General features: G+C 57.4%; 18 protein-coding genes and 1 pseudogene. 16 read left to right on the top strand and 3 right to left on the bottom strand.

Annotated elements, in window-relative coordinates; genetic code table 11:
* Positions 1 to 66 precede the first annotated feature (66 nt).
* The 10 genes and pseudogenes from hflK (at position 67) to BST95_RS00535 (ending at position 9,683) form a co-directional block, all read left to right on the top strand.
* Positions 67 to 1,226: pseudogene (gene hflK, locus BST95_RS00575) on the top strand (FtsH protease activity modulator HflK).
* A gap of 2 nt (positions 1,227 to 1,228) precedes the next feature.
* The gene (gene hflC, locus BST95_RS00570; RefSeq protein ID WP_084197730.1) at positions 1,229 to 2,104 is read left to right on the top strand and encodes a protease modulator HflC; all 876 of its coding nucleotides are present in this window, start codon (positions 1,229 to 1,231) and stop codon (positions 2,102 to 2,104) included.
* A gap of 78 nt (positions 2,105 to 2,182) precedes the next feature.
* Positions 2,183 to 2,452 carry a CCDC90 family protein gene (locus BST95_RS00565; protein ID WP_084197729.1) on the top strand — a complete coding sequence of 90 codons (270 nt, stop codon included), beginning with the start codon at positions 2,183 to 2,185 and terminating at the stop codon, positions 2,450 to 2,452.
* Between the two features lie 142 nt (positions 2,453 to 2,594).
* Positions 2,595 to 2,762: a DUF2065 domain-containing protein gene (locus BST95_RS00560; protein ID WP_229801901.1), complete on the top strand. Its 168-nt coding sequence runs from the start codon at positions 2,595 to 2,597 to the stop codon at positions 2,760 to 2,762.
* A 20-nt stretch (positions 2,763 to 2,782) separates the two neighbouring features.
* Positions 2,783 to 3,955: an ATP phosphoribosyltransferase regulatory subunit gene (locus BST95_RS00555; protein WP_084197728.1), complete on the top strand. Its 1,173-nt coding sequence runs from the start codon at positions 2,783 to 2,785 to the stop codon at positions 3,953 to 3,955.
* Between the two features lie 115 nt (positions 3,956 to 4,070).
* Entirely contained in the window at positions 4,071 to 5,363 is a 1,293-nt protein-coding gene (locus tag BST95_RS00550) for an adenylosuccinate synthase (protein WP_084197727.1), read from the top strand.
* Between the two features lie 297 nt (positions 5,364 to 5,660).
* Complete coding sequence (locus tag BST95_RS00545; RefSeq protein WP_146004262.1) at positions 5,661 to 6,131, top strand: hypothetical protein; 471 nt, start codon at positions 5,661 to 5,663, stop codon at positions 6,129 to 6,131.
* 53 nt (positions 6,132 to 6,184) lie between these two features.
* Positions 6,185 to 6,319 carry a hypothetical protein gene (locus BST95_RS20795; protein WP_268245015.1) on the top strand — a complete coding sequence of 45 codons (135 nt, stop codon included), beginning with the start codon at positions 6,185 to 6,187 and terminating at the stop codon, positions 6,317 to 6,319.
* A 299-nt stretch (positions 6,320 to 6,618) separates the two neighbouring features.
* Positions 6,619 to 8,733, top strand: a complete 2,115-nt coding sequence (locus BST95_RS00540) for an LruC domain-containing protein (protein ID WP_084197725.1) — start codon at positions 6,619 to 6,621, stop codon at positions 8,731 to 8,733.
* Between the two features lie 5 nt (positions 8,734 to 8,738).
* Positions 8,739 to 9,683 carry a hypothetical protein gene (locus BST95_RS00535; protein ID WP_146004261.1) on the top strand — a complete coding sequence of 315 codons (945 nt, stop codon included), beginning with the start codon at positions 8,739 to 8,741 and terminating at the stop codon, positions 9,681 to 9,683.
* A 65-nt stretch (positions 9,684 to 9,748) separates the two neighbouring features.
* On the opposite strand, the gene BST95_RS00530 is transcribed toward BST95_RS00535, so the two are convergent.
* Entirely contained in the window at positions 9,749 to 10,585 is an 837-nt protein-coding gene (locus tag BST95_RS00530) for an ATP-binding protein (RefSeq protein ID WP_169843808.1), read from the bottom strand.
* Between the two features lie 401 nt (positions 10,586 to 10,986).
* Here BST95_RS00530 and BST95_RS00525 point away from each other — a divergent pair, with 401 nt between their 5' ends.
* From BST95_RS00525 to BST95_RS19490, 6 genes are all read left to right on the top strand, one after another.
* A complete protein-coding gene (locus tag BST95_RS00525) occupies positions 10,987 to 11,430 on the top strand; it encodes a hypothetical protein (protein ID WP_157114434.1) in 444 nt (147 codons plus the stop codon).
* A gap of 194 nt (positions 11,431 to 11,624) precedes the next feature.
* On the top strand, positions 11,625 to 13,331 hold the full coding sequence (locus tag BST95_RS00520; protein ID WP_157114433.1) for a vWA domain-containing protein: 1,707 nt from the start codon (positions 11,625 to 11,627) through the stop codon (positions 13,329 to 13,331).
* A gap of 14 nt (positions 13,332 to 13,345) precedes the next feature.
* Positions 13,346 to 15,730: a DUF7507 domain-containing protein gene (locus tag BST95_RS00515; protein ID WP_157114432.1), complete on the top strand. Its 2,385-nt coding sequence runs from the start codon at positions 13,346 to 13,348 to the stop codon at positions 15,728 to 15,730.
* A 169-nt stretch (positions 15,731 to 15,899) separates the two neighbouring features.
* Positions 15,900 to 16,304 (top strand): hypothetical protein, encoded by a 405-nt coding sequence (locus BST95_RS00510; protein WP_146004259.1) that lies wholly within the window; start codon positions 15,900 to 15,902, stop codon positions 16,302 to 16,304.
* 131 nt (positions 16,305 to 16,435) lie between these two features.
* Complete coding sequence (locus BST95_RS00505) at positions 16,436 to 19,843, top strand: GEVED domain-containing protein (protein ID WP_146004258.1); 3,408 nt, start codon at positions 16,436 to 16,438, stop codon at positions 19,841 to 19,843.
* A gap of 152 nt (positions 19,844 to 19,995) precedes the next feature.
* Positions 19,996 to 22,620, top strand: coding sequence for a GEVED domain-containing protein (locus tag BST95_RS19490; RefSeq protein WP_146004257.1), 2,625 nt, complete (start codon positions 19,996 to 19,998; stop codon positions 22,618 to 22,620).
* Between the two features lie 24 nt (positions 22,621 to 22,644).
* Here the strand turns inward: BST95_RS19490 and BST95_RS00490 are convergent, their stop codons facing one another.
* Both BST95_RS00490 and BST95_RS00480 read right to left on the bottom strand, forming a co-directional pair.
* On the bottom strand, positions 22,645 to 24,213 hold the full coding sequence (locus BST95_RS00490; protein WP_146004256.1) for a GEVED domain-containing protein: 1,569 nt from the start codon (positions 24,211 to 24,213) through the stop codon (positions 22,645 to 22,647).
* A gap of 608 nt (positions 24,214 to 24,821) precedes the next feature.
* Entirely contained in the window at positions 24,822 to 25,718 is an 897-nt protein-coding gene (locus BST95_RS00480) for a hypothetical protein (RefSeq protein ID WP_084197713.1), read from the bottom strand.
* Positions 25,719 to 25,786 lie beyond the last annotated feature (68 nt).

Raw genomic sequence — 25,786 nt, 5'->3', positions numbered from 1 at the left:
AGAGACCTGACCCCAGGGTTTTAAAATTTGGTAGACTCATTCGACTTTGGATTAAGGAGTTGCAACATGGCCTGGAATGAACCGGGTGGCGGTAACAACAAGGGACCCAACGACCCATGGGGTGGTGGGAACCAGGGGCCGCCGGATCTTGATGAAGCGCTGAAGAAGCTGCAGGAAAAACTGGGCGGCATGTTCGGTGGCGGTTCATCGTCGCGCGGCGGTGGCAGCGGGGGTTTCCCCTGGGCGGCCATGGTGATTGTGGCTGTGGTAGGCCTGCTGCTGTGGGGCCTGCTGGGCTTCTACCAGGTCGACCAGCAGGAGCGTGCCGTGGTGCTGCGCTTTGGTAAGTATCACGACACCCGCCAGCCAGGCCTGCGTTGGAACCCGCCGGGTATCGACGAAGTGATCAAAATCAACACCACCAAGGTTCGCGCCTCTACGCTCAGCGAGACCATGCTCACCCAGGACGAGAACATTGTCGAGGTGAAGCTCTCCCTGCAGTACGTGATCGACGATCCCACCAGGTTCGTGCTGAAAGTGCGCGATCCGGAGCGCTCGCTGCAGCACGCCGCGCAAAGTGCCCTGCGTCATGTCGTGGGCGGCACCAGCATGGACCTGGTGCTCACCGAGGGCCGTGCCAAGATCGGTATCGATGTGAAGCAGCGCCTGCAGGAATACCTGAACTTGTATGAAACAGGCATCCTGGTATCCACCGTGAACGTTGACGATTCCAAGCCCCCAGCCAGGTTGAGGCCGCGTTTAACGACGTGATCAAGGCCCGTGAGGACGAGGAGCGCGTGAAGAACGAAGCCCAGGCCTACGCCAACGCGGTGGTCCCTGAGGCCCGCGGTCAGGCCCAGCGCCAGGTGGAAGAAGCCAGCGCTTACAAGGAGCAGGTTATCGCCAACGCAGAAGGTGAGGCAGACCGCTTTAACAAGCTTCTGACGGAATACCAGAAAGCGCCAGAGGTAACCCGCGAGCGCCTGTACCTCGATGCGGTACAGGGCGTCTACACCAATACCAGCAAGGTCATGGTCGATGTCGAAGGAGGCAACAACATGATGTACCTGCCGCTGGACAAGCTTGCCGAGCAGAGCCAGAGCCGCAGCGCCGGTGGGGCCACCATTGATTCCGCCACTCTGCGTGAGCTCACTAACCAGGTGACTGAGCAGCTGCGTCGCGATGCGGCCGCCGCCGGAAGTTCCAGCCGTCGGGGAGGGCGCTAATCATGTCTAATCGCAATATGATCTTTATGATTCTGTTTGCCCTGGTGATCTTCGTGGGCAGCAAATCCGTTTACGTAATCAAGGAAACCGAGCGCGGCGTACTGCTCAAGTTCGGTGAGGTGGTCAACCCGGATATTCAACCCGGTCTACACTTCAAAGTGCCGTTCGTGAACAACGTGCGCAAGTTTGATGGCCGCGTACTCACAGTGGATTCCCAGCCAGAGCCATTCTTCACCCAGGAGAAAAAAGCCCTGATCGTGGATTCTTACGCCAAGTTCCGCGTGTCTGACACCACCAAGTTCTACACCGCCACCAACGGTGAAGAAGCCCGGGCCATGGGCCTGCTGGCGCAGCGGATTAACGACGGCCTGCGTAACCAGGTGGCTGTGCGCACCATTCAGGAAGTGGTTTCCGGTGAGCGCGACGAGCTCATGGAAGACCTGGCCAACGACCTGCGCGACGTGGTGAAAACCGAACTCGGTGTTGAACTGGTCGACGTGCGCGTGAAGCAGATCGACCTGCCTCGCGACGTATCCGATTCCGTATACCGACGGATGAATGCCGAGCGTGAGAAGGAGGCCCGTGAGCATCGCGCCCAGGGTCAGGAACTGGCCGAGGGTATTCGCGCAGCGGCCGACCGCGAGGTCACCGTTATCGCGGCGAACGCCTACCGCGACGCGGAGCAGATTCGCGGTAACGGTGATGCCGAGGCCACGCGTATCTACGCCGAATCCTTTAACCAGGACCCGGAGTTCTACTCCTTCACTCGCAGCCTCAAGGCCTACCAGGAATCCTTCCAGGGCCAGGGCGACGTGCTGCTGGTGCAGCCCGATAGCGAGTTCTTCCGCTACTTGAAGGATTCTTCAGGCGGGAAATGATCCTTGCACAGAGTGGTCCATTCTGATGTTCCATCGTGAGCGGGAATTGGACTACTCTGTACGATCCGGGGGTTTTCCATGGCCACAACGACATTTGATACACTGAAGTCTGCCCGCCATCGACAGGAGGCCGGCTTTAGCCGTAAACAGGCTGAAGCTCAGGGTGAAATGCTTGCTGAGGCATTCAAGATCACTATGGAAGATTTGGTGACAAGAGAATATCTGGATGCGCGCCTGGAGGCGTTCAAAGCACAGGTTGATGCCAAGTTTCGCCTCGTCATATGGGCGCAGGGTCTCACTATCGCTGTGATCGTCCTCCCCCAACTTCGCGCCTTTTTCACAGCATAATCCATTCCCTTCCAGACACCATTCTGTGGTAGCATCCCGCAGCCGTGGGATTTGTCGTTTGAGCCACAAGCGATGAAGCCGCGGTTTTTTTGTGTCTGGCCGTTTTTGAGGGGAAAAAGTGGACTTTTGGCAGGTTCTCCCGGTGGCCCTGGCACTGGTTTTTATTATTGAGGGCGCGATGCCCTTCATCAGCCCCAATCGCTGGCGCAACATGCTGGCGCTCGTGGCGCAGATGGAAGACCGCGTGATTCGCAACATCGGCCTCGGCAGCATGCTGCTGGGGGTGTTTTTGCTTTACGTTTTTAACTAGGGTTCCAGGTAGGATTCCAGATGACATCGGTTGATCGCTGGCAATTGCCAGACGGCATAGAGGAAGTGCTTCCCGCACAGGCAGCCACGGTAGAGCGCCTGCGCCGCCGCCTGCTCGATTTATTCCGGGCCTGGGGCTACGAACTGGTGATTCCGCCGCTGGTGGAATTCACCGATTCCCTGCTGATTGGCCTGGGGCAGGACCTCGACCTGCTCACCTTCAAGCTCACCGACCAGCTCTCCGGCCGCACCATGGGCGTGCGCGCGGATATCACCCCCCAGGTGGCGCGTATCGACGCCCACAGCCTGGCCCCGGAAGGGGTGTCTCGCCTGTGCTATGCCGGCTCCACCCTGCACACCCGGCCCAAGTCGCTCATGGCCTCGCGTTCGCCCATCCAGTTGGGCGCCGAGCTTTACGGAGACGACAGCCTGGCCGCCGATGTGGAGGTGATTCGCCTGATGCTGGCCACCCTCGACGCGGCCCAGCTTGAAAACACCATTACCCTGGACCTCGGCCACGTGGGCATTTACGAGGCAGTGCTCGCTAGCGCCGGACTGGACGCCGAGCTCGAGGCCACTATCTTCGATTGCTTGCAGCGTAAATCTGTCCCTGACCTAACCGAAGCGCTGGCCAAGGCCGATATCCCCGAGGCCACGGCTGAGCTCATTGTCGGACTGGTGGATTTACACGGCGACGACAGCGTACTGGCCGACGCCCGCGAGCTGTTCGCCGAGCACGCTCCCGAGGCCCTGGCCGCGGTAGAAGCCCTGGCAGACGTGGCCACCGATATCCGCCGCCAGCGCCCGGACATTAACATTTACTTTGACCTCGCAGAGCTGCGCGGCTATCACTATCACACCGGCATTGTATTTGCCGCCTATGTGCCCGGCCACGGCCAGGCGCTGGCCAACGGTGGGCGCTACAATGATGTAGGTGAAGTCTTCGGCCGGGCCCGTCCTGCCACCGGCTTTGCCACCGATTTGAAGGCGCTGATGGCGCTGGCCCCGGTTGCTAAGGCAGCCCAGGGCGCGATCAGCATGCCCGACAGCGACGACCCAGAGCTGCTGGCGAAAGTAGAGGCACTGCGCGCGGACGGCGAGATTGTGATCAACACCCTGGGCGGCGCGTCAGATGCCCGCTGTGACCGGGAGCTGGTGGGTTCCGACGAAGGTTGGATGGTTCAGAATTTATAGTTCACTAAAGTAATCGTCATTCCCGCGAAAGCGGGAATCCAGAAACCGTGAGTGGCAAACCCAACCCTCACTGGATTCCGGCCTTCGCCGGAATGACGGCGGAGAAAGCAACACCATGAGCAAAAACGTAGTAGTTCTCGGCACCCAGTGGGGCGACGAGGGCAAAGGTAAAATCGTCGATCTTCTCACCGACCAGGCTAGCGCTGTAGTGCGCTTCCAGGGTGGCCACAATGCGGGCCATACGCTGGTCATCGACGGCGAGAAAACCGTTCTCCACCTGATCCCATCCGGCATTTTACGCGAGAACGTACAGTGCCTGATCGGCAATGGCGTGGTGCTGGCCCCCGACGCGCTGCTCAAGGAAATGAACGGCCTGGAAGAGGCCGGTGTCCCTGTGCGTGAACGCCTGAAGATATCTCCGGCCTGTCCGCTCATCCTGCCCTACCACGTGGCCCTGGATCAGGCCCGTGAGGCCAAGCGCGGCAATGAGAAAATCGGCACCACCGGCCGTGGCATCGGCCCCGCTTACGAAGACAAAGTCGCCCGTCGTGGCCTGCGTCTGGGCGATCTCCAGGACAAGGACCGCTTTGCCCGCAAGCTCAAGGAAGTCATGGAGTACCACAACTTCGCCCTGGAGCATTACTACCAGGTAGAGCCACTGGATTACGGCAAGGTGCTGGAAGAAACGCTGGCCATGGGCGAGGAGCTCAAGCCGCTGATCGCTGACGTTACCGCCATGCTGCACGAGTGCCGCCAGACCAACGCCAAGATCATGTTCGAAGGCGCCCAGGGTTCGCTGCTGGATATCGACCACGGCACCTACCCCTACGTGACTAGCTCCAACACCACCGCCGGCGGCACCGCCACCGGCTCCGGTTTTGGCCCGCTGTACCTGGATTATGTGCTGGGTATTACAAAGGCCTACACCACCCGTGTCGGCTCCGGCCCATTCCCGACTGAACTGTTTGATGAAACCGGTGCCCATCTGGCCGAGAAGGGCCACGAGTTTGGTGCCACCACCGGGCGTCCGCGCCGCTGCGGCTGGTTCGACGCCGTGGCCCTGCGCAACGCCGTTAACATCAACTCGGTAAGTGGCCTGTGCCTGACCAAGCTCGACGTGCTCGACGGTCTGGAGTCCATTCAGATTTGTGTGGGCTACGCCGATGCCGATGGCAACGCTGTACCGAACCCCGTGGATTCCGACGACTACGAAGGCCTGCACCCGGTGTACGAAGAAGTCCCCGGCTGGAGCGATTCTACCCTCGGTGCCCAGTCGCTCGATGCGCTGCCCCAGGCGGCCCGCGATTACATCAAGAAAATCGAAGAGGTTGTCGGTGCACCTATCGACATCATCTCCACCGGCCCGGATCGTGTTGAGACGATCGTGCTGCGTCATCCCTTCGGTTGATCATCTGCATCAGGATAAAGGGGCCCTCCGGGCCCCTTTTTTTCGATATGTCTCGAAAAATAAAACGTGATTTGCCTATCAACGTTTTGCAGCTAACGCTGGTTCAGCGCTTAAGGCCTGCTGCTACTGGGCCGGTCCATACTGGGCAAGTTATTTGCCCATTACCTGTCTATTCGTAGGTGAAGAGGCAGGCTGATGAAAACAATCTTTTGTAAATGGCTTCTGGCTATCATGACGGCTGTTTTGGTCGCGGGTTGTGCGTCGACCGAACAAGGCCAATCTATAGATCGCGCTAATATGGCCGACCTGGCATCCACGGGATACGCACTTACAGTCGTGGAAGGCGCGATGGAGGCCAACCCCTTAGGCCCTATCCTCATCCCTGTAAAACTCATGATGGGGTCTGTGGTTGAGAAGAGCTACAACTGTGCTGATCGCGCCAAATACGCCAGTACCGTTAACCCCATTTGCTATGGTCTTAGTTGTTCCAACCTCGCGGGCTTTAATCTCCTCATCGGCGCGGCCTGTGGTGTGGGTTACCACATGGCCAAATCCTTCCTTGAGCCGCAAGCGTTCGATTGCAGCTACGAGCCCTTCGAGGCTGAGAAGAAGATTCCCGAGCAATTGGCAGACAACTGGTCGCAGGGTGATACGGATGCCCTGGCGATGCTGTGGGCCGATAACGTCAAGTACGAAAGTTGGGTGGGTATCGGCGAGATGCGCTCTGTGTATCAGGACACCTTCGACTGTACGACCAACAGAAACTAGTCATTCGCTCCACCGAGTGGACCCGAGATCCGGTGACTGTCACGGGAGAAGCGATGCTATACGCCACGGGCTGCGGTTGGTGGCCTGAGGGCAAACTGTTCAAGTACTCACTCACGCTCAATGCGGCGGGTGAGATCGATCAAATGTTCTGGTGGTGGCGAGACGAATTTCAGGTGGCATCCCTGTAATCTCAATACCCCCTCGCTGGCGCTTCTACCGCGGCGCAGGCATGAGGTTCACGCTTCATTTCTGCGCTTTCCCTGCTTGTCTGACTGAATCACTCGCCCCGCAAAGCCGATAGGAACACTACGTCATTCACAGTGGCTGAGGGGCTTCCCGGTATGGGTTGCAAAACGCAAATAATTTCGGGACACAAGCATGCTAGCGATGCGCGCATTCTGACTGTAGCCCTTGTCACCACTACGTTTCACGACGCTGGCAAGTTCCTTGCTTTACCAACGGAGGGCTATCAGAAAGAGACATGTAGATGAGGGTCACGAAAGGTTTACTGAACGTGTCGCTCTCTACATCACTGATGTGTTTGAGTGGCATTGTTAACGCATCACCATTCTCTTCTTGCCCCACGCAGGCGTTTCTCGTTCAGGGTTCGACAGCGAAACTCTACGGTGTCGATCTCTCAACGGGTTACGTCGAAACACTGGCCACCAACATCGGTACCAGTAGCAAGTACAACGGTGTGGGGTTCAACTACGAGGACGGCTATATGTATGGTTGGAGTTACCAGCACAAAACCATTGCCCGTCTTGGGGAGGATTACAGCCTCACGCCACTCACCCTGACACAGCTTATCGACGATAATTTTTTCGTGGGTGATGTCTCGATTAGCGGTAGTGACTATTACATTTACAAACGCGGCAGCGGTGGCACCCACGGACTGTGGCGGATTTCCCTGGACGAGAGTTCGGGCAACTACCTCAACCCGCAGCGCATCACCGATGGCAGTTCATTGTCGCTATCGATATACGATATGGCCTTCCACCCAAGCAATGGGACGTTGTACTCTGTGACCTCTGCAGGTGATCTGGTCGCCATCAATCCCGACAACGGTACAGTAAATTTCATGGGTCGGTTGCCTGAGCGCGGTACCTTCGGGGCGGTATATTTTGATCTGGACGGCAGATTGTATTTCAGCCGCAACACCGACGGCCGTATTTTCCGCGTGGATGTCAGCAGTAGCGATCTTGAGGTGGAGCCCTACGCCCAGGGCCCGAAATCCTTCCAGAACGATGGCGCCCGCTGCGCGTTGGCGCCGGTAGCACCACTACCTACCACCGAGATCGATTTTGGTGATGCTCCCGACAGTTACGGCACTACCTTTGACAGCAACGGCGCCCGCCACCAACTCGAGGACGGTGCTCCCATCCTCGGTAATCTTGTCGATAGCGAGGTCCAGGCGCCTCTTGGGGTTGAATCGGACGACAGCATGGGATCTGACGATGAGGACGGTGTCAGCTTTATCACCGACATCGCCGCCGGACAAAAAGCGTTAATCTCGGTAAAAACCACCGGGAACGGTTATGTAAACGCTTGGATTGATTTCAATATCAACGGCGAGTTTGAAGACGATGAGCAAATTCTTCAGGGTCGTGTGATCAACGACGAGACGCAAGTCCTTTCCCTGGATATGCCTGCAGATCTGCAAACTGGCTCCAGCTGGGCGCGATTCAGAGTGTCCGATACGCCTAAATTGCCGCCCACCGGCGGTGCCAGCGGCGGTGAGGTCGAGGACTATCCGGTTGAACTGTATGGCCGCCGGGTCACTACCAGCTTCTACCCCTCCGAAAGCGGCAGTGTGACGTTGGCGTATGAGGACCTGTGGCCCGCGACCGGCGACTACGACATGAATGACCTGGTGATGAGCTACAGCACTCAACTTAACACCGTTGCGCTGGACAACGACCCGGCTAACCGTTCGGTGTACTCCATCGAAGTATCCGGAGAGATTCTCGCTATTGGCGCCTCGATACACAGTGGTTTTGCCGTGGAAATTCCTGGGCTGCCACGCTCGGCCGTGGATCAGGACAATATGTCACTGAAGATTAACGGCACCTATCAGACCCGCGCATTCCTCGAGGAAGGTGCCGGTTATGAGAATGCGGTGTTTATTGTCTATGACGACGCCCACGACTACGTCACCCGCGGCGAAGGCTGCGAGTTTTTCCGCACGGAAGACTATTGCGGCGGTACGTCTGAGAGCCGCTTTACGCTCTCGGTGCCGGTGAGTGGCGATGTGTCTGACGACGCCATTGACGATCTGCTGTTCAATCCCTTTATCTTTGGCGAGAGCGCGCGCCGAGTTGAGGTGCATCTGAAGGGCAAACCGCCCACAGGGAAAGCTGACACAAGCCTGCTTGGCAGTGGGGATGATGCCTCGAACCCGAGCGCTGGCCGTTACTACCAGACCGCGTCCGGCCTGCCCTTTGCCATCGTGATCGGCGACTCCTGGGATCACCCGGAGGAGGCTCACGATATCGCGCAAACATATCCCTCGTTCGAGCCCTATGCGAGCAGCGGCGGCAGTGCCAATAGCGATTGGTACCGCACCGAAAACGCCGTTACCTCAAAACTGTTCCAGGAGTAATGTTCATGATGACGTCTATCAGAGCCGTACTTAAAGCTGGCCTCACGGCCGCTGTCCTGGCAGCCATGGGCGGGTGTATTAGCAGCCCCCTGCCGGTGGGATCGATTGCCACACTGTACCGCTGGGATGATCGCCAGAGCGCGGTGGCCACACGCACCGGTGAGGCCCATGAAGAGGAGGGCGGCTACTTCAGCGGCGACTTCGATTTCAGCGACGTCTTGACGGACTATCCGGAACTTGCAGAGCGCCCCGATGAGCCGATTCTCATCGAAGCCTGTGCCGAGGAAACCTGTTACCGGGTCGTGGTGTTCGGCAATATGTTCAGCTTGTCCGCCGAGGGACTGGTCAGCGGGTACGCATCGATGAATGCCATCACCACAGCCATGGCCAACCAGGTGTTGAATCTGCCAGTGGAAGAGGTGCGCCCGGCGCTGGATGTGCTCGCCGGTCGGCTCACCGCCAGCGGTGAACAAAACTACGCGGCGTTTTTGGCCCTCGACCCGGAGCGCAAGCCCAAGCACATCGCCCGGCTGGTCAACGCGCGGCTGTACGATACAGCTGAACATATGATGCTCGAGCAGCCCGGCTTTGGTGTGGATGCCTTGCTGGGGCAGTCTGCCACCGAAACCATGGACCTGGTCGTACCTGAGGGTTTCGATTTCGATGACTCCTTCAAGATTAGCGTTGATGTGGATGTGTCATCCATGCTGGAAGAAGAGGCGTTTCTGCTGGTCTGTGCTGAATACGAAGAGAGCGGGGCGGGCTATGAGATTGACTTCGACGCCTGTCAGCTGCGGACGGCGTTGATTGGCGGCCGTTACGTCGGAGAGTTGAATCTCACAGGCACCTTTACGGAACTGCTGGTGGTCGTTCTGCCCATGGAGTCTCCTGAGGATGCGCTCTACTTCCCATGGTCACAGCAAGAGGATGGCAATCGTCTACGGATTTAAGCGGTTCTGTGTTTGCGCGGCGAGGGGTAGCTCCAAACTCGTCGCGCTTTTTTTTGCCTGAGAAATTACCGGGCCTGCGGGCCCGCGGCCGCCGGCAGCAGTATCGTGACGTCGGTACCCTTACCTGGCGTGCTGACAATGCGCACGCCGCCGCCAGCGTCGCTGGCAAAGCGCTGCACCATTTTCAGCCCCAGCCCGCGGCCATCCTGATCGCGCGAATCGCACAAGCGGCATTCACAGGATCCTGGCTGTAACAGGCACCTAATCTGCTCCGATCCCATGCCCACGCCATTGTCGGAAACGGTTATCTTCACGTAGTTGCCGGGCGCCAGTTCCTCACCGCGACCGACACTGGCCTGCTCGAGTATCAGGCGGATTCCCCCGTCGTGTTTCCCTTTCACGGCTGACCGCGCGTTCAGGCACAGGTTAAGAATGGCCGATTCGAGGAAGTGGGCATTCACGGTGGCATAGAGCCCCTGCTCGGGCTCTGAGTAGCTGACCCTGCCCTGAAATACGGTGCGATGGGTCCAGCCATACACAACATTCATACTGTAGTTCACTCTTGCGACAGAGATGAGGTCCTCGCCATTGTCGTTTTTGCTAGACAAGCGAGTTAGGTTGGTGATGGCGTCCTGAAGGGCGCACAGCGCATCGCCAATTTCCTCATTGGCGCGCTGGGTGTTTTTATCCTGCTCCTGCACGAGCAGAAACAGGTTGGTGAAGGCGATATGCAAGAGGTTGTTGAGATCATGTACGGCGCCTTGCCGTAGGTGCTCTGAATCGCTTTTGGCAGGTGGGGCCGCACGTGGCGATAGTTCCCGGAAGGCTCGAGGGTCGTAGGGGCCTGCGGGAATACTCTCTGCGGGATAGGTCTGGGTGTCGTTCGCCGTATTGGCTTGCATAACGAGAGTCCTTCTTCGGGCCTGTGAGGGCCCTGTCAGTGTCAGTGACATCTTCCATGCTTGTCTTGGTCGCCTGACGCTCTTGTATCTATGGACAGCGTTCGGCGGTTACCACGCGTTCTTTTAAATATAGTCACAACGCTTGATTTCTGCCCAGCTTCTGGGCTGCTGACCATATTCTCATCCTTATCGACGCCATGGCTTGAATCTTGAGCGTACTTGGCGGAGGAGGCCACCCATTGCGCGTAATCCTTAAGTTACCCTCGTGTGAGTCGATAAAAGCAGTGTGTAGCGATGCTGTGTGAATGGCGCACAGCGCCGCCGCGAAGTTGTTGTAGAGCTTGCGTACACAAGCGAAGAGGGCGAGGGCGATGCAGAAAGAACAGCTAAAGTTTCGGTGCTTGGGCGCTGTCCTGGTTTTATCTACTTTGGTGCTTGGTGGGTGTGCCTCCGGCGATTGGGCCAGCTACAACTACGGCCCCGCCGACTGGCTTCACGACCGCGGCATTGGCACCTGGGAAACCATCTACAACTACGAAAAGTTGGCGGATCCAGAGATTCGGATTCATCGCGTTTCCAATGTGCAGGAAATCTGCGGCAACTTCTTTGCACTTGGCTGCGCCAAGTTGCAGGGCGACGTGTGCGATATATGGATAGGTGAGCGCGGACAGCGCAGCACTTTGGATCACGAGCGTCGCCACTGTCATGGCTGGGACCATCATCGTGTGGACCATTCGTTTTGGTATTCAAGGGACCGCAGCAGCAGAGAGCGCGAGCTGGCGCGGGCAGGGGATTGGTATCCTAGTCGCAGTGATACAGCGACGCAGGTAGCGGCCGAATTTTAGTCTTGAGAGTGTGGGTGATCGAATTATGCCTGACTTGACTTCGTCTGGATTCAGGGCGAAGCTGTTTTGGAAGCTGATTCAAGGGTGACGGATTGCGCCTTTTTTCTATAGCGTCACGTGCTGCCAGTACCGCGCTGGTGGCCACAGCAGTTGTCACACTGACCTTCGTGGCAAGTCACGAGGGGCACGCAGTCGTGCGTGCTACAGAAAGCCCGGTCGTCAACCCGGATCTCGATCAGGCCTGTGGCCTGAACGTGTTGATGATTCTCGATGAGTCGGGCTCTATCGGCAGTAACGCTGGCAATGTTCGCACGGCGTTCAAGGCATTTACCGCCGCGATTAAGAACACCAGTTCGTCCATGGCGGTGGCGGAGTTTTCCAGGGTGGCCAGGCTGCCAGGCATCGGGCCGTTCCAGCCCGGCGACTACATTACCGTTACCGACCAGACCAAAGTCTTTCTCGACACTTACGTGGATTCTGATTACAACCCTAATGGTAATACCAATTGGGAGGATGGCCTGCGCATGGGTATTGCGGGGTCTGCTTTCGCACCTCGCCCCTCGTTCAACGTACCTCACCTGACGGTGTTTATCACCGACGGCGATCCCACCCGCGTGATTCGAAACGATCGCGTGACTACAGCTGAGTATTACAACAAGGTTCCTCTGGACAACAACGAAACCACCGATTCCAACAAAAACCCGGCGGCCGACCGCGCTGTGGCCAATGCCAATAACCTCAAGTCACAGGGCTCGCATATTCTCGTGGTGGCGGTGGGCAAAGGCGTTACCTCCACGTCTTCTTTGGATCGCATCAAGAAGATTTCCGGTGACGACGTTTATCCTGACGATGGCGACCCCTTCGATATCAGCACCGATGACGTGTATCGGCAGCCGAATTTTTCAGAATTGGAAGACGCGTTGCGCGAAGCAGCATTCCAGCTGTGTTCGCCTTCAGTGACTGTAGAGAAAATCCTCGACCTCACCCCCGACCCTGGCACCACCAGCGATGGGGTTCCTGGCGCCAACTGGGGCATTACTGGTGATGTGGACGCTCCTGGCGTCAATGGCGATTACGCCTGGATCCTGCCGGTACAGGAAGATCCTGCCACTGGCCCAAAGAGCACACTCACGGATGCCTCGGGATTTGCAACGTATCAATGGCGTCCTGCAGACGAGGTCGGTCCTTCGGGCTTTACTGCCACCGAAGTTGTTCAGGCTGGCTTTACCAATGACCCCGATCTCACTAACTGCACCTTCCGCACGCCGGATACACCCGATACAACGCTAAATCTCGATGATGTCGGCGATGGCTTCTTTGAGATCACGGTGCCGGAAGAATCTATTGTCACCTGTAAGCTGTTTAACCTGGCGGATCCCGCGCCCTCAATCACTTTGGAAAAACTTACCGACGGCCTGGACGCGGACACGCCGACAGGGCCAATCATCCCTCGTGGCGATGCTGTGAACTGGACTTACGAGGTAACCAACACTGGGAACACCACGCTCAGCAGTATCAGTATTACGGATTTGGTGACTGAACCCAATGCGTTTCAGGGTGAAGTGCAGTCCGTAAATTGTCCCAAGACGGAGCTGATACAGGGAGAATCCATGTTGTGTACCGCCACCGGCGTGGCGGGCGAGACGCCGCAAGGCAACCCATTCAGCGGGCAATTCCGCAACGATGCCACCGTGAATGCGGTGGACAGCTATGGCACGCCAGTGTCGGCTGCTGACCCTTCTCATTACTTTGAGGTGGAACCGGGCGTCAGCATTGAAAAGTTCACCAATGATCAAGATGCCGATCGGCCCCGGGTCCCTTTATACGTCAGGGCCGCAATGTTGAATGGCGCTACGAGGTACGCAATACCGGATCTGAGCCACTCTCTGATGTCGTCGTAATCGACGATCAGGGCGTGTCAGTGTTCTTCCGCAGCGGTGACCTGAACAACAATGGCCTGCTCGACATCACTGAAACGTGGGTTTATATCGGCAGTGGCACAGCGATTGCCGGGCAGTATGCAAACCGTGGACAGGTAAGCGCTAAGGGCTCTATCCAGACGGTGTCGGATGCAGACCCCTCGCATTATTTCGGGCTCGATATTCAGGTGGATATTGAAAAGTCCACTAACGGCGAAGATGCTGATACTCCACCCGGGCCGATATTGGCGCGCGGTGCTGGTGTGAACTGGACATACACGATTAGCAACGTGGGCAACTACCCCATCGACGACTGGACGGTTGTTGACGATCAGTTAGGTGTGGTGGGAACCTGCCCGAACATTGTGTTACTGCCAGGTGGTCCTCCGGCGATTTGCTCAGTGCGTGGCTTCGCAACAGAAGGGCAGTACCGCAATGTGGCGTTGGTCACGGCGGTGAATCCGGCCGGAGGCACGCCAGCCACCGATACCGACCCGTCTCACTATTTCGGTGCCACTCCTGCTTTGAGCCTGGAGAAGGCCACCAATGGCGAGGACGCCGACATCCCCACAGGTCCCTTCATCGAGGTAGGGGATCCGGTTAACTGGACTTATGAGGCGACGAACTCCGGTAACATCCCTCTGCGCCTGCTTGGTGTGCTGGACTCCAAGTTGCCACTGAGCGAGGTGACCTGCCCGAACGTGGTGCTGAATCCCACAGACTCAGCAGTGTGCACAGCCAGTGGCACCTCCCAGCCCGGCCAATACACCAACGTTGGTATTGCTCTAGCGGTGCCCGCTGCTGAGGATCCTAACAATCCCAGCAGTGTGGTAGGCGACTTTGACCTGTCCCATTACTTTGGTGCCAGCCCGGGTATTGCCATCGAGAAATTCACCAACGGCATTGACGCCGACACGCCCGATGCGGCCACCCGGATTCCCATCGGCGACCCGGTGGAGTGGGGCTATGTCATTATCAATACGGGCAACGACGCGCTTGAGGATGTCGCGGTGACTGATAATCAGGGCGAAGTACCTGTCTATAAGAGCGGCGACGACAACAACAACAATCTGCTGGATGTGGGCGAACAGTGGCTCTATGAAGCCCAGGGCGTGGCCGCCCCAGGTATGTATGCCAACATCGGTAGTGTATTCGGCAGAGACCCCCTGGGTTCTGTGGTGGAGGACGAGGATCCCTCGCATTACTTTGGCTTCGAAAATGCCATCAATGTGGAGAAGTCTACCAACGGCGAGGACGCCGACTTGCCTCCCGGGCCCAATCTGGACGTGGGTGACGCGGTTACCTGGGAATATGTGGTGACCAATACCGGAGCCTCAGCCACGCCGCTAGAGCAGGTGGTACTGGAGGATGACCAGTTGGGTATTATCGCCGGCCCGCAAATGGGCGACGATAACAACGATGGCATACTCGATCCCAACGAAACATGGATCTACACCGTAGGTGGTGTCGCCCAGCAAGGGCAGTACGCCAACATTGCCACTATTACCGGTATTGGCCCTGACAGCGAAGAGGTTGATGATATTGACCCCTCTCACTACTTTGGTGGTGAGAGCTCGCCCGGATTGTCGATAGAGAAGTATACCAACGGGGTGGATGCCGATACTCCGCCGGGCCCGCTGCTGGAGGAGGGCTCTCCACTGATTTTTGTCTACGTGCCACAAAATACAGGTGACGTGCCGCTAGAGCAGGTTGAGATCACCGATGACCGGGGCGTGCAGGTATTCTGTGCCGGAGGAAATCCTATTGCCGAGATTCCTGTCGGTGGCTTCGGCTACTGTGTGGGTCTCGGGACAGTGGGTCGCGGCCAATACAGTAACCTGGGCACTGCGGTGGGCACTAGCCTCCTCGGTGACCCTCTGCTTTCCAGTGACCCCAGTCATCACTTCGGTTATATCGATGATAGGGGCTTTGGAGATCTGACGATCGATATCGAGAAAGCCACTAATGGCGATGACGCTGACAACCCGCCAGGGCCCTTGTTGCAGGTAGGTTCTACCGCCAATTTCACATACCAGGTGACGAACGAGAGTGCGGTGCCGGTGGCTACTGTCTTGGTGACCGATGACCAGGGTGTGACGGTGGACTGCCCCTCGGGCAACCCCATTCCTGTCATGATGCCAGGCGCTACCGAGACCTGTACGGGCGACACGGTCGTTACCAGTGGCCAGTACCGGAACGAGGGCACCGCATCCGGCGTAGGCCCAGGCGTTCTGCCCGACACCGTGGAAGACACTGACCCCAGCCACCACCGCGGCCTGTCCCGCAACGAGCTGTTCGGCGTGCCGGTGATGCCGCTGTTCTACCTGGTGATGTCTGTATTGGCCCTGGCGGCCCTCATAGGCCACGCCCGCCGCAAATAAAACCCTGGGGTCAGGTCTTATTTTTCTCAGACAAGGGTTTGTCTGAGAAAAATAAGACCTGACCCCAGGGTTGTGGTTGGTCGAAAAATAACCACCCTGCGAATTCCTGTCTATACTTCAGAGAAGCTGGAGTCGCTGAACACGCGGGAGGTACAGGATGTACCAGGGAATGCTGTTTGCGTTAGTCATTGTGTTGATGAGTCTGCTCGTGTTGAGGATCTACGGCAGCTGGCGGGATGCCAGGGCCAGTCAGCCGCCCTCCAAACGCAGAACCCGACAATCAGCCGCGGTCGAACAGTGGCACTCCGTTTCTTGCGTGGGCAATTGTCCGGCACTCAATACCTACAAAGGCAAGCGCTTCCTGGTGGCTAATGCGCCACCGCTCCCCGTCCCCGGTTGTAAGGCAGATCACTGCGACTGCAGGTATGTGCACTACACCGACCGTCGTGACGATATGGATGAGCGCCGTGGCCTCAACGGCCTGCGTGCTGAGCTTTATACCCAATCGGGCAAGGGTGACCGCCGATCGCGCAGCGGCGGGCGCCGATCTGAGGACCGCCTCACCTTTCATTAGTCGCATTTACCGACTGCCGTCAATCGATATAGTCTGTGAACCTGTTCACCTTGTGCTGATGCCGCGGGTTACCCTCTCTCATTGATTCTGTTAGTGTCGTCCGAACATCCAGAACAAATAGACTAGCGCCCATGTTTGCTAGACCTGCCAGCGTTGGGACCCCCCGGCTTAACGCGCTGCTATTAACGCTTACGGCTGTGATGTTTGCGAACACCAATATTCATGCTGCCGTTGATGTCCCCCAATTGTCTGTCCCTGAAACGGATTACGGCGACGCAGCGGGCTATGGCGATGCCGGTCACCAGCAGAGTGGGCTGCTGGAAACGGTGGTTGCGTCCGGTGTGGGCGACGCCTGGCAGACCGTGAGCTTACGCACGGTATACGACAGCCCCGTTATCGTCTGTACACGCGAACTGGATAACGCTGGCCTTACTGAGGCGGGAGTCAGGGTCAACAACCGCACCAATAACAGCTTCGATGTCAGGCTACAGGTACCCAGTGACCAGCCAGGCTCGGCGGCGTCCGATGTGTATTGTCTGGTTGCGGAAGAGGGTGATTACGACCTGACTGCCGTGGGCGGGCCAAAGTTCGAAGCGCGGACGACAGAAGCCACCGAGACCAACGGTTTCGAGCTGTTCTTCGGCTGGGACAGCGCCGACACGGTGAATATAACCCCAGCCCTGGCCCAAACTTATACATCGCCCGTCGTGTTGGGCCAAGTCATGAGCTTTAACGATTCCCGTTACAGCCAATTCTGGACCCACGATTGTACTGACAGGGCCAATCCGCCCACGGGGGCGGCCATCTGCGTCGGTAAGCACGTGGGTAAAAACGACGACCTCACCGTGCGCAACAACGAGACCCTCGGTTATATGGTCTTCGAAAGCGCCAGCGGCACCATCAACGAACGCAACTGGGTTGCGGCGGTGGGCCCTGCGTTTGTAGAGGGCGTGGACAATTCGCCGCCTTACACCTATGGCCTGACGGGCAACTTTGTATCGGGCACCGTTACCCAGACGGCCGAGATTGGCGGGCAGGGCGGATTTGCAGTGCTGTTCGGTGGTGACCCTCTCGCCGATGGAGAGTTGGACCTTGCCATTGACGAGGACACCACGTTTGACGACCGCACACATCTTGCCGAGCGCGTGGCTTATTTCCTGATGGAGACGGCCGAAGGTATCCTGCTGCAAGAGCCCTATATGGGTTTCAACCCGGGTGACCGTGAGGACCCGCAGTCAGATGCCAATGCGCTGGCGGATGATCTTAACGACACCAGCGTGCGCGGCGTTGGCAGTGACGAGACGGGGGTGAGTCTGGCGCTGTCCTTCACGCCGACGCTGACGCTTACAGCGACAGTTCGAGCGCAAAACCCGACAGCCGGCGACGTGACGCTTTGCGGCTGGATGGATGGGCCGGTAGTCAATGGCAGTTTTGACGCCGGTGAAGTGGCCGAGGAAGGTTGCGTTGCAGTGGCTCCCGGGTCTTCAGATCAGACACTTACATGGACTGGTTTGCCTGAGTCCGGGTATACCACGTTCCTGCGTTTCAGGATCAGTAGCGACCTATTGACTGCTGCCGATGCAGTCGGCATTGCCACGGACGGTGAGGCGGAGGATTTCATTGTGGAGGTCATCCCGCCACCGTCGCCCGAGAGGGACTTTGGCGATGCACCGGAAGTTGATTACGGGGATGCTTTTCATGGCCAGGCGCCCTTGTTGGAGACGCGGGAAGTGTCCGGCAGCGGCGACAATTGGACTACTGTGAATCTGCGCGGCGACTATCAGGACCCGGTCGTGGTTTGCACGCCCATTTTGTCCTCTGCTGGGGATGCCGAGCGAGTGATTCGCGTTCGTAATGTAGCGAGCGAGAGTTTCGAAGTCCGTGCACAGCGCCCCGGCGGGGTATTTGTGGGTAATTGGCAAGCTTCCTGCCTGGTGGTGGAGGCGGGCGACAGCACCCTTCCTGATGGACGTCGCATTGTCGCCGGCACAGTGGAGTCTGACCTCACTAGTGGCAGCACACTGGCAGCCGGATGGTTGACCAGCCAGACAGAGAATGTGAGCCCGGCGCCGGCGTTTACTGAGCCTGCAGTCTTCGGCCAGGTCATGAGCTTTAACGATACTCGTTTCAGTGCGTTTTGGAGTAACAACTGCAGCGCACGCACGGCACCGCCCGATAGTGGTGGCATTTGTGTTGGCAAGCATGTGGGTGAGGATACATCCGGTCGTGGTTCTGAGACTCTCGGCTATATCATCGTGGAGACTACGGGCGGCACCATCGGTAGCGTTGCCGCTAATGGCGCAGCATATGAAGTGTTTCTTGGCACAGATTCCATTCAGGGTGTTGGAGGGACGCCACCGCCCTATACCTATGCGCTCTCATCCTCAGACTACGTTTCTGGTGTGGCCATCCACGCCGCTATGGATGGTGCAGATGGAGGTTGGGCGGTGCTGCTGCCACCCAACGCAATGACTGATCCTGTTTCCGCAGGAGAAATTAACCTGGCGATAGATGAAGACACTATCGGTGATGGTGAGCGCAATCACACGGCAGAACAAGTGGCTGTCTGGGTGTTCGATCGAGAAAATGCCTTTGTGACCACCGGGCCACATCTCGGTGTGATTCCGCCCGATCTTGAAAGCGCTTCCCAGTACAGTGCGGGTGCTGACGGCGATGACACCAATGATACGAGCGAGGTAAGTGCCGGTAACGATGAGGACGGGGTGACCTTCACTTACACCTCGCCGGGCACTATTCAGGCCAGCGTGACGGTCAACAATTTTGCCGATACGGATGCAACGGTCTGCGCCTGGCTGGATGTGCCCAACCTGGCAGGGGTGGCAGATGGCAGCTTCGATGTGTCTGATCTTGGCACGCCCGGTTGCGTGACCGTCTCACCTAATACCGACGTGCCCCAAGCGCCGGTGCTGTTCTCCTGGAATGGCTTGCCCACCTCAGTGTCCTACTCTACCTATGCGCGTGTTCGGATCAGTACAGATGCACTTACTGCGGCAGATTCCACTGGTGGCGCCAGTGATGGTGAGGTGGAGGACTACCAGATCGTTGTGGATCCAACAGCGGTGACCCTGGCGAGCTTCGGCCTAGAGGCAATGCCGATCGAACAATTTGTGGGATCCGAAGGGGCGCCGGTGCAGGTATTGCTGGCAATGCTCGCAAGTTGGGATGAAAGCCAGGCTGGACTGCTGGAAGATAGCTCACGCGAAGACATCGCCGCCGCGCTGATCGACTATCTTGATCCCGATGGTGACGGCCAGGTCGCGCAGTTGATTTGGGAGACCGTCGAGGAGCGTGGTACTTTGGGTTATTATATAGAGCGGAGGAGTAACAGTGGACATTGGACGCGGATCAACAATCGTATGCTGCCCTCGCTGCCCATCGCACCCATGGGTGCGCAATATCAACTGCTTGATCCAGAGGCGGACCTGCAGCAAGTGTTGCATTACCGGTTGATTGAGCAAGAGGCGAGAGGTAGTAAGCGTACCTATGGTCCGTTCGTGCTGGAAGTGCCAAGCCGATAGGTGGATGTCATGCTTCGGTTAGCTGTGCGCGCCTCAAAACTGAACCCGCAAGGCCCCAATACGCAGGGGTGGGATGCCTGCGCTGACTCATCATTTCGGAACAGATTCAACATATGCGAATAACGAATATTGGTATAACAATTGCCCTAGCCTTGAGTACAGGGCTGGCGGCCACGCAGTCTTCCGCTTATAGCTTTGACTGGGCGGCTGCCACTCGCACTGATCTTGGCAGCGGTGTGTTCACCTATGTTGATACTGTGTCTGGGGTGGGTGCTGATATTCTCGTGAGGGCGACCATAACTCCGCAGGACGTGCAAGATGCCTCGAGCCTTTTCGAGGAAGGTACTCCCTGCACGAATAGCTGCGCATTTGGTGCCCCCTTCGGTCAGCTTGAACTGGCGGCTAATCACGGCAGCAGTGCTGCAAATCCCGATCAACGGGTCGAGATTACGATTGAGTTTTTTGAAACGGATGGAAGTACTCCGGTCGGTGTCAGTGTAGATACAGTGGAGGTGAACGATGTTGATGCCGGCGATAGTGGTGGTTCCAGTTTTGCTGACGGTTATCGAGTTGAGGGTTTTCCTGTATCTGTCGCGACGAGTGTGCCGCCCACTAGTTTTATACCAGGCGCTCAACATGATGTGATTGGAGTGAATGGCGTTCGGCCCGCGGTCACGACCGGTTCGTCTTATGGGCCTGAGTCCAGGTTCACCTTTGGCTTCGAAGGTCGGCAAGCCATCGAGAGAATAGTCTTGACCTGGTTTCCGGTCGTGGAACAGCTTCCGGTGTACCCGTTTCCAAATGACAACCCCACGGTTCAAGGGTCGAGCATATCTGGATTTAGCTTTGAGCGGGGCGCTGCTTTCAGCGATTTTGGCGATATCGATGGTTATGCGGATGCTTCGCATTCTGCAGCTGCGCTCATTGAAACGCGAGAAGTCTCGGGCTCTAACGACGATTGGGTCACTGTCAATTTGAGAGGGAAGTTCGTCAGTCCGGTCGTGGTGTGTACCCCGGTATTGCCTTCAGTTGGTGATGACGAGAGAGTCTTGCGTGTGCGCAATGTCGGAAGTGGTAGTTTCCAAATTCGAGCACAGCGTCCCGGGAAGGCGTTTTCTGCACAAGTAGACTGGGATGCTACCTGCCTGGTTGCTGAATCAGGTGAACAGACTCTCCCAGACGGTCGTCGCATCCTGGCAGGGACGGTAACGTCAACCGTGACAAATTATGGGGTTCAGCCTACCTTTTGGGACCCGGCCTCTACCGCGGATGTCACACCGCTGGTTCCATTTGTGCAACCTGCCGTATTCGGGCAGGTGATGACATTTAACGACGAGCGCTTCTCTGTATTCTGGAGTAATGATTGCGTGTCGGAACTATCTCCACCAGATGCCGATGGTATATGTGTGGGCAAACATGTAGCAGAGGATGTGGGTATCCTCGAAGATGATGGGCCTCGCGCAAACGAAACGCTCGGATACGTTATAGTTGAGACTGAGTCAGGCACGACTGGGCTTGAAGCACAAAATGGGGTCGCCTATGAGGTGGCTCTGGGGTCTGATTTTATACAAGGAGTGACCAATCCCTCGACCCCTCCCGGATACACCCTTACGCCAGCGACGACTGAGTACGTTTCAGGGGTCGCAACTTTGGCGGCGATGGATGGGTTCAATGGTGGTTGGGCGGTGCTTTTTGGTACGCCGCCTATCGATGAGCCACAACCGCCGAACTCTGGTCTGATAAATTTACGCATTGACGAAGACACCATTCAGGATGACGAGCGACAACATACGACGGAGCAGGTCGCATATTGGGTCTTTGATCGGCAGAACGTTCTTTTGACCGCTGGGCCATATCTGGGTGTGGTTCCGCCCGATCTCGAAAGCGGCTCCCAGTCCAATGCGGGCGCTGACGGCGATGACACCAATGATACGAGCGAGGTGGGTGCCGGTAACGATGAGGACGGGGTTGTCTTTACTTACACCTCGCCGGGCACTATCCAGGCCAGCGTCACGGTCAATAATTTTGCCAATACGGTTGCAACGGTCTGCGCCTGGTTGGATGTACCGTCGGGCGCGGTCGGTGATGGCAGTTTCGATACGACTGATCTTGGGACGCCCGGCTGCGTGCCCGTCCCAACTAATTCGGCTGGGCCTCAGACACCTGTGCAGTTCGTCTGGACGGGCTTGCCCACCTCGGTACCCTACTCTACCTACGCGCGTGTTCGGATCAGTACAGACGCACTCACTGCGGCAGACGCCGCTGGCGAAGCCAGTGATGGAGAGGTGGAGGACTACCAGATTGTGGTAGATCCTACCGCGGTGACCCTGGCGAGCTTCAGCCTCGAGGCAATGCCGATCGAACAGTTGCTGGGACCCAGAGGGGCGCCGGAACAGGTTCTGCTGGCAATGCTCGCCAGCTGGGACGAAAATCAAGCTGAACTGCTGGGCGATGCCTCACGCGAAGACATCGCCGTCGCGTTGATCGACTATCTTGATCCCGATGGTGATGGCCAGGTCGCGCAGTTGATTTGGGAGACGCTGGAGGAGTACGGTACCCTGGGCTTTTACGTTGAGCGGCGCGGAAGCGAGGGGGGGTGGAACAGGGTTAACCAGCGGATGCTGCCAGCGCTACCCATTGCGCCCATGGGTGCGGAATATCAGTTGCTCGACCCCGAGGCGGACCTTCAGCAGGTATTGCGTTACCGTCTGATTGAGCAGGAGGCGCGAGGCAGTACTCGGACATACGGTCCGTTCACGCTGGACGCGTCACCCTGATACGGGGCAACGCACAACAGCTTACTAGCGAAGTTCCAGTTCATATGGCCCGTAGGTGTTCTTGCCGCCGCGGGCCTCTTGCTCGATCAACCTGTACTCCCAGGTGCCTGAGGACACGGAGGGATCTACCAGCTGATACTGCCCACCCATGGGCGCGATGAGCAGCGAGGGTAGCATTCTCTCGTTCACGGATTGCCACTCGCCGCCCGGGGTTCTGCGCTCCACGTAGAAGCCCAGTGTGCCTTGTTCTTCGAGCGTTTCCCAGATGAGCAGCGCTACCTGCCCGTCACCGTCGGGGTCCAGATAACTGGTCAGAGCCTGCAGTGTTGCATCGCGGTCTTCGGGATTGGTCTGTGCGGCCAGCGCCGGTGCCCAGACCTGCAAGACGCGATAAAGTGAGGCGGTGTCCATTTCGCCTGTGCCAGACTCGCTCAGATAACTGTCTACTGAGGCAGGCTCCAGTTCAATGTTGCCAATGGTTACAGAGGTGGGGTCGTAGATAAGTTGGTAGTCCTCAACCTCACCATCGCTCACAACGGTGTCAAAGTCATTTGTTGTGAGAACATCAGAGGAGATGCGCACCCTTGCGTAACTGGAGACAACACCCGTATCCGCCGACCACGTAAGCTCAATAGGTGGATCCAAGGCATCCGACGTGCTGGTTCTATCCGAGCAGCGCCCTTCGTCATCACTAAAGTTGCCACTGTTATCGAGATCTACCCAGGCACAAACATAGTGAGTTGCAATCTCGCTGATAGTCTCGATGCTTGCCGTTAGCGCATTTGGAGTGGCACCAGCAGAGGCAGTGAATGTTACGCCGTCTTCATCGTTAAGGTTGTTGTCGTCGTCGCCTACAGCATCTGCTCCAGGGACAGCGTGGGGGGTGGTGTTTTCGAAATCTGGCGCGATGTCGCCCAGGTAAATGACATTGCCCGACGCATTGTGCTGCGGATCGCCGTAGGTTGAGGGCGCATCTCCTCTATCGCTGCCAGGCGTAAACGAAAAATCGGAGATGGTTATAGCTTGACCTATAGGGTCATCAAAATTGTCGAGAGGCTTATGAGTGATGCTTATGGAAGTGACCAGCGCATTGGGGTCACTGAAATTGGTTGTAAGCCAGCCTGTTGTGTCTGTGTAACCCAGCGACGTAAATGTCTGAGAATCATAGTTAATGTTGTCCCCGGCATCCGTTACCGCAGAGCCTACAGTGACATTATCCGCCAGTACCGGGTTCACGCCATCGCTGCCCTGAACTTCCACCGCGTCATTGAAACCAAATCCAAAGAAATCTAGGCTGTCGATATCTTTAATAATGAGCTGGCTCACCGACACAGGGGTAGAGAATGCAATTTGCGCGGTAACCGATTGGGCGGTGGACGAGTAGTTTGGGAAGAGTCTAAGTTCGTCATTGCCTCCAACGTCGAACAGCGCGGGCGTGTTGTTTGTCAATTGAGCGACGTCTCCGGTCACGGTCACGGTCACGGTCACGCCGGAACCATCTACGTCATTGAAAATTTGCGGACCATCATCACCATCAACCCACGTTACACTGCCCCAATCAAAATCAAAGGCGTGGGCGATAGGGTTGTTCAATAGCAAAAGTCCCGTGCCAAGTGCAAGGGCGCGGCGTGATAGCAGCATGGTATCCAAGCTTCATCGAATAAGCGTTTTCCAACTATATCAGCGGCGGTCTTTTCTACAAATGGGGCTTTTACAGTTTGTGAGCACGTTCACGCCATTGGGTCACAATCTAGTGGAAGCGGGTTCCCGGAGGAGTCTGGGTATTAGTGATAACTAAACGGTTTTCCTCGGTACTAGCTTTGCCGTGGCTAGCCGGGTCAGGTGCCAGGCGAAGGCCAAGCAGCATGTTAGGCGCTTCGTGGCCTGGGTGCGCAGCGGCTGGCCCTCAATTTCAATAACCCGCCCCACGACCCTGGTTATGGGGAGCAGGGCGTCTGGCCGAGGTTCACGGTCTGCCTTGCATAGCAGGCGTTCTCCGGGAAGAGTGCCAAGTAAGCGGTGCACAAGCATACTGTCATGGCTGGTGGTGAACACCAGAACGTCACCGGGTAGGTATTTGTTCGCTTTCTGGGCTGTAATACAGGACCCAGGACCCAATGTGGGCATCATACACTCGCCATTGACAGTCAGCTTGAGTGCCTCGCCCTCGCGCAGTACCTCAGCGATATGCGCCCTTGAGGTCATGTATGGTTAGCCTCAAGTATGCGGGAATAAATCGTCGTGAAGTCATCCCCTGCCCGCGATTTGAGCTGGTGAAATGGGAGTATCGCAAGAATCTCCAGCAGAACATCTTCCAGCTGGGGTCCGCGTGAATGCAGGGAATTCACTGTTGGGGCACAGGCCATCAGCCGGCCGAAGGCGACCCCCGGAGACAGGGTCTCTACAGCCAGTTCATCGCTTTGGCACAGCCAGAACAAGCCCGCTACGGGGTAGGGGCGGTTACCCTGGCACGCTGTCTGCCCGAGGTCTCCGGCGAAGGGTACTGGTGCTACCTCGTAGCCGCCTTCTGGGGAGGGGAGTAGTAGATTACCGTCATCACTAAGGATAGTCGCGCCGGCCTCTAGTGCTTTGGCGGCGAGGGTTGATTTACCAGCGCCTGAGCGACCCAGGCACAAGTACGCCTTGTCGTTGATGACGACCCCGGCGCTGTGCAGCAGCAGTCCACGCAACTCTAGAGCCATGAGTGCGCTGAGGATTCGCAGGAAGTTTTCGAACACCACCGAGGTAGCGGCCTCGGTGGCGGTGTTGGTGTACAGCACTCCACCGGCGTCGGGGGTGAGGCTGATTTCGCCGCGGTAGTCGACACCCTCCACGCTCAGTTTGGAGTCGGCAACTTCTTCAATCAATTGTCTGTAGCCGGTTTGAGGGTCGTTATAGCGCTCTATAGAGTGCCTCGGAAAAGCCTTTTCAGCGGCACAAATGGTGGCCTGGCAGCGTTGGATGCTCGCCTGATCAGGGTTTAAGCCATAGCGCTGCCTGATGGGCGCACACTGCTCCTGCGTCAGCCCCTCAATGCGGAACTGGAAGCCGGCGAACGAGAGATCTACGTGCTGTTCGCCCCAGGTGGCGAGTTCCATCTGACAACCTTTTGCTCGTTGTGTGACGCGGATCATATCACGGTGCATTTGTGGTCCGCAGCAACGTT

This window comes from Halioglobus japonicus (assembly GCF_001983995.1).
In the GTDB taxonomy this organism is placed as follows: Bacteria; Pseudomonadota; Gammaproteobacteria; order Pseudomonadales; family Halieaceae; genus Halioglobus; species Halioglobus japonicus.
This window is presented reverse-complemented; position numbering and strand designations above follow the sequence as displayed.

Coding starts and splice junctions, on each gene's coding strand:
- hflC (WP_084197730.1), top strand. CDS start 1,229: ATGTCTAATCGCAATATGATCTTTATGATTCTGTTTGCCCTGGTGATC.
- BST95_RS00565 (WP_084197729.1), top strand. CDS start 2,183: ATGGCCACAACGACATTTGATACACTGAAGTCTGCCCGCCATCGACAG.
- BST95_RS00555 (WP_084197728.1), top strand. CDS start 2,783: ATGACATCGGTTGATCGCTGGCAATTGCCAGACGGCATAGAGGAAGTG.
- BST95_RS00550 (WP_084197727.1), top strand. CDS start 4,071: ATGAGCAAAAACGTAGTAGTTCTCGGCACCCAGTGGGGCGACGAGGGC.
- BST95_RS00545 (WP_146004262.1), top strand. CDS start 5,661: ATGGCCGACCTGGCATCCACGGGATACGCACTTACAGTCGTGGAAGGC.
- BST95_RS20795 (WP_268245015.1), top strand. CDS start 6,185: ATGCTATACGCCACGGGCTGCGGTTGGTGGCCTGAGGGCAAACTGTTC.
- BST95_RS00540 (WP_084197725.1), top strand. CDS start 6,619: ATGAGGGTCACGAAAGGTTTACTGAACGTGTCGCTCTCTACATCACTG.
- BST95_RS00535 (WP_146004261.1), top strand. CDS start 8,739: ATGATGACGTCTATCAGAGCCGTACTTAAAGCTGGCCTCACGGCCGCT.
- BST95_RS00530 (WP_169843808.1), bottom strand. CDS start 10,585: ATGCAAGCCAATACGGCGAACGACACCCAGACCTATCCCGCAGAGAGT.
- BST95_RS00510 (WP_146004259.1), top strand. CDS start 15,900: ATGCTGTTTGCGTTAGTCATTGTGTTGATGAGTCTGCTCGTGTTGAGG.
- BST95_RS00505 (WP_146004258.1), top strand. CDS start 16,436: ATGTTTGCTAGACCTGCCAGCGTTGGGACCCCCCGGCTTAACGCGCTG.
- BST95_RS00480 (WP_084197713.1), bottom strand. CDS start 25,718: ATGGAACTCGCCACCTGGGGCGAACAGCACGTAGATCTCTCGTTCGCC.